The 14,197-nt window shown below is 38.1% G+C and carries 10 protein-coding genes; 6 read left to right on the forward strand and 4 right to left on the reverse strand.

The features are described from left to right. Positions 1-63 precede the first annotated feature (63 nt). Positions 64-186 (forward strand): hypothetical protein, encoded by a 123-nt coding sequence (locus tag MHB51_RS15315; protein ID WP_342558513.1) that lies wholly within the window; start codon positions 64-66, stop codon positions 184-186. Positions 187-944: 758 nt separating this feature from the next. On the opposite strand, the gene MHB51_RS15320 is transcribed toward MHB51_RS15315, so the two are convergent. Further along, entirely contained in the window at positions 945-1,103 is a 159-nt protein-coding gene (locus MHB51_RS15320) for a hypothetical protein (RefSeq protein WP_342558514.1), read from the reverse strand. A gap of 130 nt (positions 1,104-1,233) precedes the next feature. Further along, positions 1,234-2,469, reverse strand: coding sequence for an aminopeptidase (locus tag MHB51_RS15325; protein ID WP_066164781.1), 1,236 nt, complete (start codon positions 2,467-2,469; stop codon positions 1,234-1,236). A 181-nt stretch (positions 2,470-2,650) separates the two neighbouring features. Here MHB51_RS15325 and motA point away from each other — a divergent pair, with 181 nt between their 5' ends. From motA to MHB51_RS15345, 4 genes are all read left to right on the forward strand, one after another. Continuing rightward, positions 2,651-3,451: a flagellar motor stator protein MotA gene (gene motA / locus MHB51_RS15330; protein ID WP_066164783.1), complete on the forward strand. Its 801-nt coding sequence runs from the start codon at positions 2,651-2,653 to the stop codon at positions 3,449-3,451. Beyond that, on the forward strand, positions 3,435-4,202 hold the full coding sequence (gene motB / locus MHB51_RS15335; RefSeq protein WP_342558515.1) for a flagellar motor protein MotB: 768 nt from the start codon (positions 3,435-3,437) through the stop codon (positions 4,200-4,202). The genes motA and motB overlap by 17 nt, the downstream gene beginning before the upstream one ends. Before the next feature lie 125 nt (positions 4,203-4,327). Next, complete coding sequence (locus MHB51_RS15340; protein WP_342558516.1) at positions 4,328-5,416, forward strand: carbohydrate kinase; 1,089 nt, start codon at positions 4,328-4,330, stop codon at positions 5,414-5,416. Then, positions 5,413-6,324: a pseudouridine-5'-phosphate glycosidase gene (locus tag MHB51_RS15345; protein WP_342558517.1), complete on the forward strand. Its 912-nt coding sequence runs from the start codon at positions 5,413-5,415 to the stop codon at positions 6,322-6,324. The genes MHB51_RS15340 and MHB51_RS15345 overlap by 4 nt, the downstream gene beginning before the upstream one ends. 134 nt (positions 6,325-6,458) lie before the next feature. Here MHB51_RS15345 and MHB51_RS15350 read toward each other — a convergent pair whose 3' ends face one another. Together MHB51_RS15350 and MHB51_RS15355 are read right to left on the reverse strand one after the other, a co-directional pair. After that, positions 6,459-7,148 carry a response regulator transcription factor gene (locus MHB51_RS15350; protein WP_066164796.1) on the reverse strand — a complete coding sequence of 230 codons (690 nt, stop codon included), beginning with the start codon at positions 7,146-7,148 and terminating at the stop codon, positions 6,459-6,461. A 6-nt stretch (positions 7,149-7,154) separates the two neighbouring features. Beyond that, positions 7,155-10,175 carry an ATP-binding protein gene (locus MHB51_RS15355; protein ID WP_107943641.1) on the reverse strand — a complete coding sequence of 1,007 codons (3,021 nt, stop codon included), beginning with the start codon at positions 10,173-10,175 and terminating at the stop codon, positions 7,155-7,157. 197 nt (positions 10,176-10,372) lie between these two features. Here MHB51_RS15355 and MHB51_RS15360 point away from each other — a divergent pair, with 197 nt between their 5' ends. Then, positions 10,373-14,107: a leucine-rich repeat protein gene (locus MHB51_RS15360; protein WP_342558518.1), complete on the forward strand. Its 3,735-nt coding sequence runs from the start codon at positions 10,373-10,375 to the stop codon at positions 14,105-14,107. Positions 14,108-14,197 lie beyond the last annotated feature (90 nt).

The following is a 14,197-nucleotide window of genomic DNA, read 5'->3' on the forward strand; positions in this document are numbered from 1 at the left end:
CTAAATTGTAAAGCAAAAGAGGAAGAATGCCAAATAGTAAAATTGCAGTCTTTTCCTTCAAAAATGACGACATCCGCACAAAAAGAAGAGTATGTTAAAAAAGCCATTTTGAACATTCTCTTTGCAATGAGAGAAATGACAATACCGCAGGAGCAAATGTTTTGTATGCTGAAGGTGAAGCAATAGGTACAGAAATTTTCTCCTTTCGAAAGATGTGGAATACACGTTGAAAAAGTTAAATAGGGGCTGACCAAAAAGCCGTGCATAGCCGGCGTTTTGGTCAGTAACGATGATGTTTCACAAAATGTTGATTCCTATAAAGTGAACCTTCAATCAGTGGGGCTTTGCCCCCACTGATTGGTGATAGAGGAACACAAGCTATCCTGCGAAAACGCTTGTGTGACCAACATCGTGTTGGCCTCATTCTTAGTTTTTACAGGCTATTTGATCCCACACTTAAACATCTTGTTTTTATCTGCTGTTTTGAAGTAGGGGTATGTGCTCCTGCGGTTACTCGTCGCAAACAAATTTGTTAATACGCGATAAATAGAGAACGCCTCTTTTAAAAATGGGATGAACATTGACTTTAGCAGCGTACTCCTTCAGTAAAAGGGAAGCGATGAAAACATCGATTTCAATGCGGTGGCAAAACAAAATGGACTTTTCGGGCAACTCCAATTGTATATAGGAAATATTAAATGTTAAATTTCATTGAGGTATATCTATCGGCTGTATATCTTCATCAAGGGGGAAGGAGGTGTGCATCGCCTGCCTTTGATGATGTTTCATCAAAAAAGCTATGGCTGGAGAGCTTCTTTGAAAATAGGAGTCATATTAGGTTTAGCAGCTTTTTTAGGAGGTTAAAGTATGGAGGTGAAAATCAATTTTTTTAGTACACTTACAAAACGAGGCCGTCTTTTGAGACAGCCCCGTAGTTCATTTTATTATTTTTTACTATCAATACGAGTAGAATCAGCTGAATTTAAGCCTACACGTAAGTAATGAATAAAGAACCATACAGAAATTAAAAGAACTACTGTAAAGCCAAGTACCGTTGTTAAGTACGGGGCAGCAAGCGGATGATGATGATTAAAAATAAACATTACTTTATATCTCCCTTCATACAATCATTATTTAATATTATACATGAAAGCATGCTATCAAAGTAGAGCTAATTCATATTATTCGAATTTAATAGCTGAACTTATGTCAACATTTTGAAGGCAATTTCGACTAAAATGCCCAATTCCCATTGCGGAATATTGGCTCTTTTTCACCGTCAGCATTAATACCATCGATATTCATTTCACCTGAGCCAACCATAAAGTCAACATGTGTAATGCTCTGGTTTAAGCCATTTGCTAATAAATCCTCCTGTGACATTGTTTTGCCACCTTCTAGGCAGAATGCGTAGGCGCTGCCGATAGCGAAATGGTTTGAGGCATTTTCATCAAATAAAGTATTAAAGAATAATAGACCTGATGCTGAAATTGGGGATTGATGTGGAACAAGTGCCACCTCCCCTAAATAGTGCGAGCCCTCATCTGTTTCTACTAATTGCTTTAATATTTCTTCACCTTGCTCTGCCTCGACACCAACGATTCGACCATTTTCAAAAGTTAATTTAAAGTTGTCGATAATATTACCGCCATAGCTTAATGGCTTTGTGCTAGAAACATAACCATTTACACCTGTTTTATGCGGTACAGTAAATACTTCTTCCGTTGGCATATTTGCCATAAATTCGTGACCACGCTCGTTAACGCTACCTGCACCACACCATAAATGTCCGTTCGGCAAGTCAATTGTTAAATCTGTGCCGGGAGCTGTATAGTGTAGCTTTTCATATTTTTTAGCGTTTAAATAATCCACTTTTGCATGTAGTGTATTATCATGATTCTTCCATGCTTCAACTGGATTTTCTAAGTCAGCACGAGTCGCTTTGAAAATTGCCTCCCATAGCTCGTCCACTTGCTTATCTGCTGAGAGCTCTGGGAATACTTTAGCAGCCCACTCTTTAGAAGCTGCGGCAATTACCGTCCAACTAATTTTGTCTGATTGCACATATTGGCGATATTTATTTAAAGCCATGCCTGCTGCTTTTTGATTTGCCGCAATACGCTTCGTGTCAATACCTTTTAATAAATCTGGGCTTTGCGAAACAATGGACATAAATGCGGCCCCTTGTTCAGCTAACGATTCGCGTTCAAGTTTTTTCCATTCTGGGAAGAAATCAAAGGAATCCTCTGGCGCCAGCTCATAGCGCAAACGTGCGATTTCATCATCTGTAAAATCAACAAATACTTGACGTGCACCATTTTCGTAAGCTACTTTTGTAATTAAACGAACAAATGGCGCTACCTCTGTAGAAGCTTGAATAAAGAGATATTGATCCTTTTGGATATTTACTCCTATTTTTACAGCGAGTTCAGCATATTTTAATAAATTTTCTTCAAAGACTGTGCTCATTTTCTCATGTCCTCCAATATTTATATGATAAAAATCAAATGTATTGATACCATCTAATCAAATATACCGAAATTTGCAGAAAAATGCATTAATGCATCGAAAAAAAATGCAAATAAGATTATACTAAATGATAGAATACAATTATTAAATAAAAAGTATGGGTTATTGGAGGTTATACATAATGGATCTTTCCTCGTTAATAGGTATAATTTTGGCATTTGTTTCACTACTGACGGGTATGATATTAAAAGGGGTAAGCTTAGGTGCGCTAGCAAATCCAGCTGCCATTTTAATCATTATTTTTGGTACAATATCCGCAGTAGTAATTGCCTTTCCTATGAAGGAATTAAAGCGAGTACCAAAACTATTTAAAGTGCTATTTACAGAAACAAAGTTAACAGGTGATATAGAAATCATTAAAATGTTTTCTCAATGGGCTGATTTAGCTCGTCGAGAAGGGTTGCTTGCCCTTGAAAGCAAAGCAGCGGAGATTGAAGACCCATTTCTAAAAAATGGCTTAACGCTTGCTATCGATGGACAAAATGCAGATTATATTCGCGATGTACTATCAGAGGAAGTAGAGGCGATGGAGGATCGCCATGCTAGTGGAGCCGCGATTTTTTCACAAGCGGGTACATATGCCCCAACATTAGGGGTACTAGGGGCTGTAGTAGGTTTAATTGCTGCCTTGCGAGATTTAAGTGATATAGATGGATTAGGATATGCTATTTCAGCCGCCTTCGTTGCGACATTATTAGGGATTTTCACAGGTTATGTATTATGGCATCCATTTGCTAACAAATTGAAGCGAAAATCCTCTGTAGAAGCGAAGCAAAAGCGCATGATGATTGAAGGAATTTTATCTGTTCTTGAAGGAGAGGCACCACGTGTAATTGAGCAAAAGCTAGCTTCTTACTTACCTTTAGAAGAACGTAAGCAAATCATGGAAAGCGGGGCGGGTGGCCTTGGCAAAGAGGCATAAAAAACATAAAAAGCATGAGGAACATATTGATGAGTCATGGTTAGTTCCATACGCTGATATATTAACGCTGTTATTAGCTCTATTTATTGTTCTTTTTGCTTCTAGTTCAGTAGACCAAGAGAAGCTAGAAAGAATGTCGCAAGTATTTGGTCAAATATTTGATGGTGGGGCCGGAGTATTGGATAATCCGTCTATTCCAGATCATCCAGATGCAATAAGCGGTGAAATCACAGAACAAACAGTAAAGTATTTAAGAGACCAAGAAGAGCTGCAGCAAATTCAAGGGCGAATTGATGAATTCATTGCTATTAATGAACTAGAAGAGCAGTTTGAAACGAGCAGGACAGAAGAGGGCGGTGTGCTCATTCGAATTCGCGATAGCGTGCTTTTCGACCCGGGTAAAGCAAATGTCAAGCCAGAATATGCAGCAATTGCACAGGAGCTATCAAAAATTTTACAGTTGGACACACCGCGAAGTATTATTGTCACAGGGCATACAGACAATGTTCCTCATTACAGCGCAGAGTTTAAGTCCAATTGGGAGCTATCTGTCATGCGCGCAGTTAATTTCCTGAAAAATGTAATCGACAGTAATCCCGAGCTAGACTCAGAGCAGTTTAGTATTAGAGGATTTGGTGAATTCAAGCCGATTGCTAACAACGATACAGTAGATGGGCGTGCCCAAAATCGCCGTGTTGAAGTATTAATCCAGCCATTAATATTAGAGGACGGCAGTGAGATTCATGAATAATTGAAGAAAAAGAGCTATGTGTAAGACTGAAAAAATTAATTTCGTCTTTTATAGCTCTTTTTTTTTGACATTTAATAAACAAAAGTTTATAATTTAAACAAAAGTTTGAGAGGAGGAAAGTTGCAATGAATGACAAGGAGAAACTTGTATTACAGTTAGTCCAAGAAAACCCTTATTTATCGCAGCAGGAAATGGCAGAAGTGTTAAATATGTCACGTCCAGCTCTCGCAAATATTATTTCAGGATTGATAAAAAAAGGCGAAATTATTGGTCGGGCATATGTTTTGCCGGTCAAACAATCCATTGTTGCTATCGGTGGAGCAAATGTCGACCGCAAATTGCATATTACAAATAAAGTACAGCTAGAGACGTCCAACCCCGTAACAGCAAACGAAAGCGTTGGTGGCGTAGCACGTAATATTGCAGAAAATCTTGGGCGCTTAGGCAATCAAGTGAAATTGTTAACGACACTTGGGCATGATGCCGATGCGCAAATGATTGAACAAGCTAGTCGTGCTTTTATTGAGCTCGATATCATTGAAAAGTTAGAAAAGGAGCAAACAGGCTCTTATACAGCGGTATTAGATAAAGACGGTGATTTAGTTATTGCCTTAGCAAACATGGCTATTTACGAAGCGCTGACACCTAGCCTACTTGACAAGCATATGGCAACATTAATAAATGCTTCAGCTATAATTATTGATTTAAACTGTCCAAAGGAAACGGTAATGTATGTTCAGCAACTTGCCAAGGAGCGTAATATTCCACTAGCAATCGTTCCTGTTTCATCACCTAAAATGAATCGCATGCCAGATGATTTACAAGGTGTGACTTATTTTATTTGCAATAGAGATGAGGCAGAAACATACTTACACATGACTTTAAAGGATGAGGCAAGTTACGAAGAGGCTGTAAGGGCATTGCTGGAAAAAGGTGCAGAGCATGTTGTGCTCACTTTAGGTGGAAAAGGTGTGCTAGTTGGAGAAGGGGATAAGCTCCAGCATTATAGTGCATATAAAATTAATGATATTAAGGATGTAACAGGTGCAGGTGATGCCTTTGTAAGTGCTTGTTTACACGGTGTGATGCAAGGTGATACTTTACACGAAGCGGCGCAATTTGCACTGTATCATGCAGCAAAAACATTACAGGCCAATACAACAGTACGCCTAGTAAAACAAAATGAATATAAAAATTGGAGGAATTTAAAATGAAACAATACTTATCTTATTCACAAGAAGTGTTAGAAGCAAAGGAAAAAGGATTACCGATTGTCGCATTAGAATCAACAATTATTTCTCATGGCATGCCTTATCCTCAAAACGTGCAAACTGCGCGTGAAGTGGAGCAAATTATTCGTAATAATGGAGCAGTACCTGCAACAATCGCTTTAATTGACGGGCAAATTAAAATTGGTTTATCCGATGAAGAGCTTGAGATGTTCGGTAATGCGCAAGGTGTAGCGAAAGCGTCACGCCGTGATTTAGGCTATTTAATCGCAACGAAAAAACTAGGTGCAACGACGGTTGCAGCTACGATGATTTGTGCAGAGCTTGCTGGCATTGAGTTATTCGTAACAGGAGGTATCGGTGGTGTACACCGCGGTGCTGAAACGACAATGGATATTTCAGCGGACCTAGAGGAGCTTGCAATGACAAAGGTAGCAGTTGTGTGTGCAGGCGCAAAATCTATTTTAGATATCGGTTTAACATTAGAATATTTAGAAACAAAAGGTGTACCTGTTATCGGCTACGAAACAGATGTATTACCAGCATTCTTTACGAGAGAAAGCGAATTTGCAGTAAATTTCCGTGCTGATTCTGCTGAGGAAGTAGCGGCAATGATGCGCGCGAAATGGGATTTAGGTTTACGCGGTGGTGCAATCGTTGCAAACCCGATTCCTGTCGAACATTCAATGGAAGCCAGCTTTATTAACGGCATTATAACAGGTGCATTAAAAGAAGCAACAGAAAAGGGCATCGCTGGTAAGGATGTTACGCCATTTTTACTAGGTAAAGTAAAAGAGCTAACAGAAGGAAAATCATTAGATGCAAATATCGCATTAGTGAAGCATAACGCAAAAGTTGGCGCAGGAATCGCTGTAGCCTTAATGCAAAAATAATCAATATTATGCTAAAAATAAAAAAGCCTAAATAATTTTGGAAGATGGTGCAGCATCGGACACTTAATTGTTTAGGCTTTTTTTACAAGAGGGCTAGGAATTAATTTACCATGATAATAAGCGATATAGCGTCTCTACTGGAAAGTAAGACGGTAACCTTGTCCTCGCTCCATTACAATTTGTGTATGGTGGCCTGGAATCGCTTCTAGCTTCCTTCTCAAATTGCTAATGTGCACTCGTAAAGCCTGTGTTTGACCGATGCTATCCTCATCCCAAATAAGTTGATAGAGCTCGGATGCTGGGAAAGTTAGCCCAGCGTGCTGGGCTAAAAAGAATAAGATTTGAAATTCCTTTGTTGCTAGCGATAGCATCGTATTGTTAATCGATACTTTTCCCGAGTGTATATGGAAATGAAGAGCACCAATAATTGTAGGCTCTGTAGAATGCTCTATATTGCTTGTTTTTCGACGCTGTTGGATTCTATCGATGGCTTTTAACAATCTACTTTTATCAAGCGGCTTTAAAATATAATCTGCTGCTTGAACATTGAAGGCCTCGAGGGCATAATGCTCATAGGCTGTTACGAAAACAATATCAATTCGCTGTGTTGCATATTCAAATGTACTGGCAAGCTCAATCCCATTCATATCTGCCATGTCAATATCTAAAAATAAAATATCGGGCTGCAAAATAGGGATTTGCTCCAACGCTTCTATTGGATTCAAAAATTTCCCGACAATCTGTACAAGCTGACCTTCATGCAAAAGTGCCTCCAATAAATTTATAGCTAATATTTCATCATCAACAATTAAAGCCTTTAACAATAGGAATCACTCCTTTAAGCTATATAAAATAGGGAATCTAATGATAACAGTAGTGCCCTGATTCACTGTACTGTTAATGGTAATAGAGGCGTGCTCGTATTTTTTTAAACGCTTTGCAATATTGCGTAAAGCAACACTTTGACTACGCATCGCATCCTCTGTAAAAATATGCTCTAGTTGCTCTTGCTCAATCCCAATACCGTTATCACTTATTGTAAATATAATTTGCTGCTGTTGCTTTTCGATATGAATTGATAGCTTGCCGTCTTCCTTTTTTTTCTTCAAGCCATGGATTAATGCGTTCTCTACTAAAGGCTGTAGTAGCAATGGTGGGATTAAGCTACTTGTTATCTCTTCATCTACTTGTATATCAAGCTGGAGCTGTGCAGGAAATCTCGTTTGATGAATATTGACATAAGCTTGAATAAGGTCTAGCTCTTTTTTTAGCGGCACGAGGCTATTCGTATTTTCAAATGAGAAGCTGCTACGTAAAAATATGGCGAAATTTGTAATCATAGCACGTGCTTGCTCTAAATCTAAATAGCTAAGTGATAAAATTGAATTTAATACATTGTAAACGAAATGTGGTTTAATTTGTGCTTGTAAAAATGCGGATTCCATTGTAATTGCTGCTTCAGCAGAATCCTTTAATAAAATTAAATTGCGCACACGTGTCTTTAGCTCGATGATGTCGAGTGGCTTGTGCAAAAAATCATTTGCGCCCGATTGGAAGGCTGCTACCATATCCTCTGGACGAAGAGCGGCAGTCAGCATTAAAATAGGTAGCTCTGTTGATGTGTAGTTTTTTCTAATATGTTGGCAAATTTCGTAGCCAGAAATATTGGGCATCATAATATCTAAAATTAATAAATCAATATCAGGATATTGTGTTAAATAATTAAAAACTTGCTGTCCATCATCAATCGCTATAATGGAGTAGTTTTCCTGTGTAAGAATATCAAGAAGCACCTTCAGATTGACAGCATCGTCATCCACAATGAGAATTCTTTTCATACCTGTTTTTTCAACAATTTGCGGAAATGATAAAAAAGGCTGTTCGTATATTTGTGGAGAGCGCATTGGAAGCTCTTCACTTGACGATTGTCCCTTTGGTAAAGTCACAAAAAAACTAGTGCCTTTTCCAACAGTAGATTCAACATCAATTTTCCCACCCTGTCGCTCAACAAGCTCTTTAGTTACATGCAAGCCTAATCCTGTACCAGCAACAGAATGCTCTAATTGCTGAAAGGACTTAAAGATTACCTTTAAATCTTCTGGAGCGATGCCGCATCCTGTATCCTTCACTTGAATCGTAACGAATGATTGCTCCTCGTAACAGCTAATTTCGATTTGCCCTTTATTTGTATATTTCACTGCATTGTGAAGTAAGTTATATAAAATTTGTCTAAGTCGGTCCTCATCTGCTTGTACAAAATGTCCACGCTTAATACGATTGATAATTTTTACATCCTTACTGAGTGTGTAGGACAACACACCGACTATCATATGAGTAACAGCAAATAAATCGACAGTCGTTATCCGCAATGTCAGCTCATTCTCCTTTAGTTTAGAGAAGTCTAATATATCGTTGACTAAATGTGATAGACGCTCTGAAATATTAAACATAAGTGACACTTGCTCCTTTTGTTCAACTGTTAAGGAGGCTTTCTTCGTACTCGTCAACATAGACTGTGAAATCGCCATTATCCCATGTAAAGGTGTTCGGAATTCGTGAGAGGTTTTAGCAAGAAATTCATCCTTTAATTTATCTACACGTATAAGTGCTTCAGTCAGCTTACCTTTTTCTAAGTAAGAATCAGCAAAGCGATGGGAAATATATAAAGAGAGCATCGTCAAACAAATAAACGGTAGCAATGGTGGTAAAGCATTTAATTCTAAGCTGATATGTGTGTTAAAAGTCGCTACGATAAAATAAAGGAAAATCGCTACTGAGCTTAGCGTCAAATACATAACCCCCGTAGCATGCTTATAAATCGCCATAATTTGCGCATAGAAAATATAAACGATATTCGCAAATATATATAATGAGTTGATGCTTTGTAAATAAGAATTGATTGATGCAGGTAGCATTGCGATAAGCATAAGTGCAACACCTATTATACTTAGGATTCTTACTATTTGACGATTCATATATTTAGGTAGGGCACGATAAAAATATAATAAGATAAAGAACCCTACAAATACGCTTGAAATCATTTGTAAGTTTTGAAATGGAGCATAGCCCATATCGATTAGAGTTAATAAAAGCTTTTCACCATGTGTAAGGGTGTAAAGTGCACCAGCAAAGCAAAAGAGGGCAAAATAAAGCTGCTCAATGCCTAGCCTAGAATAAAGGTAGGAGCCTAAAAAATAAATAAACATTGTTAAAAATGCTGCCATTGTGACAAGGTCATAGAAAAGCGCCGCTTCACGCAGCTTCATAATGCTCATCTGGCCTCCTAAAAACAGCGAACTGACAATCCCTCCACCTGGTACATAATCAAAATTGGCTACATGTAAAAGCAATTCGAGCTCCTGTTGATTAGGTGAAAAATAGGCTGTATAAGGTGTGTTATGTGGTATATAGCCGCTATCTTCCGCAGGCTCTCCGCTTTGCCCAATGCGTTTCCCATTTATATAGAGTGTGTTCGACATGCGGATGGTGCTCGTTTTAACTCCTAAAATTTCCTCATAATCACTAATTAAAATTTTAAGTCGAAAAGTCCCGCTTGCAAAAGATGGTAATTCCTGCCCATCAACAGTATAGTTAGTCCAAATAGAAGGGACATCAACTACATAGCTTTCATACGTATCAAACAATGAGCTATCGATCAATTGATTAGGAATAAACTCCCATTCTCCATCTAGCTTTATAGGTGCATTATCGCGAAATGTATAATGTCGCAAGTCCATCACACCTTTAGTCGCTTGAGGTCCGTCCGTATTTGGTTGGGTAAATAAATAGACAACACTAGCTATTCCTAGTAAAGCAATAACAATAGCAAATAACAACAATATTTTTTTCATCTTGAAAATCCTTTCAGCATTGAATTTTCTCACTGATTGAACACTGTTTTAGTTGGATTATACTAGATAGCTCGACCTATTAAAACAAGATTTCTTCTAAAAATCTAAGATGAATGTTAAGAAATCTTAACGCTACAAAAATACATGATTCTTTTATACTAGATAGAACGAGACATACAAAAAAAGGAGAATCACGGATGATAAAAAAATGGAGCAGCATTTTTATAATTACAATACTTATTTGGTCGCAGTTGGGGTTAGTGTCTTCGAAGGCCGATGGAGGATTTTTAACAATGACAAATCCAGATGACACATTAACTATTATCGGTTATGCTGGGCAACTTCCATCAGAGGATTTGGTTATTCCTGAGATGCTTTTTGCCGACAATATCGAAAAAAGAGTAACCGCTATAGGGATTGGAGCATTTATATCGAGAGGTATAAAAAGTGTTACCATTCCTTCTTCTGTTGAAACGATAGGAAATAGTGCCTTTCAAATGAATAATATAGAATCAGTCCATTTCGAACTAGGGTCTAATTTAAAGAGAATAGGGAATGAGGCGTTTGCAAGTGCCATTGGTAATGATTTCAATAAAATAACGAATATAATTATTCCTGCGAGTGTTACCGATATAGGAACTGGTGCTTTTATAGCAAATAAACTAACAGCCGTTGAATTTGAAGAAGGAAGTCTTATTGAAAATATAGGAGACTTTGCTTTTGGAATGAATGAAATTGAAAGTATTATATTTCCATCTAGCTTGAAAGTAATAAATGTAGGTGCTTTTCATTCTAACAATTTAAATAAAATTGAATTTAAAGAACCAATGACTTCAATTACAGTTGGAGTAGATGCCTTTAAATTCCAAGGGGGTGTTGACCAACCTATTTGGTATGTGAATGGAAACCCGTCAATTCCTTGGGATCAACTAAGTGTCACAACAGCACTAAAACTTTATACGACAGCACAACCGACATATGAAATAACATTTGAAACAAATGGTGGAAGTGTAATCGCAAATGAAACAGTAATGAGTGGAGAGCTTGTAGCTAAACCAGCTAATCCGACAAAAGATAGTTATTTATTTGAAGGTTGGTATAAGGATGAGCAATTACAAATTCCTTGGAATTTTGCGCTTGACCGAGTAACAGAAAATATTACGCTATATGCAGGCTGGACATCGCCTAGTCCATTCACTACTTCCGACAATGGTGATGGCACAGTAACAATTACAGGCTACATAGGTCAAATACCTACGGATTTAGTTATTCCTGCGCAAATTAATGGTCAAGATGTGATAGCCATCGGGGGAAATAACACATTTATGAATGTTTTTTCTAATAAAGGATTGACAAGTGTCATCATTCCAGAAGGAGTTCAGGAAATCGGGACAGCTGCCTTTAGAGGGAATAATTTAACGACTTTAATTATACCATCAACAATTAAAAAAATCGGTACTTCCGCATTTGAAAAAAACCAGTTACTGAATGTAGAAATAATGAATGGTGTGCAAGAACTTGGAAATAACTCGTTTTTAATGAACAATCTAACAAATATTTCGATTCCTAGCTCTGTAAAGATTATTAAAGGAGCCGCCTTCGCTGTAAATGAGTTAACATATGTGGATATTGCTGAAGGGGTAGAAAAGATCGAAACGAATGCTTTTCATACTAATAAATTAATAACTTTAGTAATCCCATCTACAGTAATCGAAATTCAGGGAACGGCCTTTGGTCAGAATAATTTAGAGCAAGTGGAATTTAAAGGTGCTGTCACTACAATTGGAGAAACGGCTTTTAATCAACAAATATTAAATCAACCATTTACAGGCTGGTACAAAGACGATTCACTACAAGTGCCATGGGACGGAACGGTAGCAAGTCCAATGACAATTTACTCTAAACAATTAACAGCACCGAGTCCATTCATTACCTCAGACAATGGGGATGGCACAGTAACGATTACAGGTTATACGGGGCAAGTGCCAGCAAACTTAGTGATTCCTCCACAAATCAATGGCAAGCCTGTGACCATTATTGGTATAACTGCTTTTATGCAAAAAGGCTTGACGAGTGTTGTTATCCCAGAAGGGGTACGAGAAATAAAAGTATCCGCTTTTTCAGGGAATCATTTAACAAGTATTACGATACCATCTACAATGCAAAAAATTGCTGATACAGTATTTAAAGGCAATAGTTTAGGACAGGTCGAGTTTAAGGGAGCTGTAACTACGATAAATGGTACAGCCTTTGGCGGACAAATGGTAACACCGGAGTTTACAGGCTGGTATACAAATCGCACTATGCAACCATCTGCATTATGGGATGGGACTGTATCACAGGCAATGACAATTTATTCTGTAGGTTTCCCAAAGTATATCATTACATTCAATTCAAATGGTGGTACTAATGTAGAGCCAAAAACTGTAACACAAGGTGAAGGTATCGCAGCACCTACAGCTCCAACGAGAGCAGGTTATACATTTACGGGCTGGTACAAAGAGCCGACATTCCAAACGGCTTGGAATTTTGCAACAGACAAAGTGACAGCAAATATAACGCTTTATGCAAAGTGGAATGTTGCATCACCAAATGTAACAGCGCCATCTACACCAAGCACAACACCAGCGCCATCTACATCAAACCAAATTACGGTAAATGTAGTCGATGCGAGCAACCCAGATGAGGTACTTATGCAAACGGTGATTAATCGTGATAGCAGTGGGGATGTAGTAAAAGATACAGTGAAATTTACAGCGACAAATGCTAGTGAGTCAATTGAAAAATTAGCGAATCAAGAAAACAAGAAATCACGTATCGTGATTCCAGATGAACAATTGCAAGTAAGCGAAACAACAATTGATATTGCACAAGAGGCAGCACAACTATTAGCGGAAGGACAAACGAGCTTAGGCATTGATATGGAAGTAGTGAAATTAGACATTCCTGCTACATCTTTATTGGATTTTGCTACAGACCTTTATTTCCGCATTATTCCTGTAAAATCAATTGAGACTAAACAACAGCTAGAAGAACGTGCAAAAACAGAGCAAGCAGTACAACAACTTGCAGGTAACACAATAGTGACATTGCTTGGTCAACCAATGACAATTGAAACAAATATGCAAAACCGCCCTGTGACATTAACATTGCCATTACCAAATGATGTGACACAGGAGCAGCTAGATAATTTAGCGGTGTATATCGAGCATAGTGATGGTACGAAGGAAGTAGTACGCGGACATATCGTAGCATTTAAAGAAGGTGTGCGCGGCATTCAATTTGAAGTAACGAAGTTTTCAACATTCTCGATTTTATATATGCCACAAGAACAAATAGGCGAACAGCCAAATGAGGAGCAATTTGTTTCAAAACCATATATTCGAGGCTATGCAGATGGAACATTCCGTCCGAATGTACCTGTCACACGAGCGCAAATGGCAAGTATGTTAGCGCGCTACTTAACAAATAATGAAATTCCAGAAGTACAAGCAAGCTTCACCGACACAACAAAGCATGGGGCAAAGGATGCGATTGAATATGTAAAAGTACAAGGCTTGTTCCAAGGTACAACAGCTACAATATTCAATCCAAATGGAACAATTACACGCGCGCAAATGGCAGCAGTAGTAGTACGCTGGATGGAACAGCAAGGTGAAGAATTAGCGTCTAATACAACTTTGTCATTCACAGATGTTAAAGCAAATCACTGGGCAACTGAACAGATTGCTAAAGTGAATGCATTAGGCATTATGACAGGTACAAGCGATACAACCTTTAACCCTGAAGGTGCCTTAACAAGAGCACAAGCAGTTAAAGTATTGAATCAATTGTTTGAACGTGAAGTACAAACAAGCACTCAATCGCCATTATTCATAGATGTGACACCAGTACATTGGGCGTTTGACGATATTCAAGCAGCAGCACAATAGTAATAGATAAATAAAAGTTCACCAACTGGGAATAAAGGTTGGTGGACTTTTTTCTTACATGAACATTAAGAAATCTTAACGCCAAGAGTA

This window comes from Metasolibacillus sp. FSL K6-0083 (assembly GCF_038630865.1).
GTDB lineage: Bacteria > Bacillota > Bacilli > Bacillales_A > Planococcaceae > Metasolibacillus > Metasolibacillus fluoroglycofenilyticus.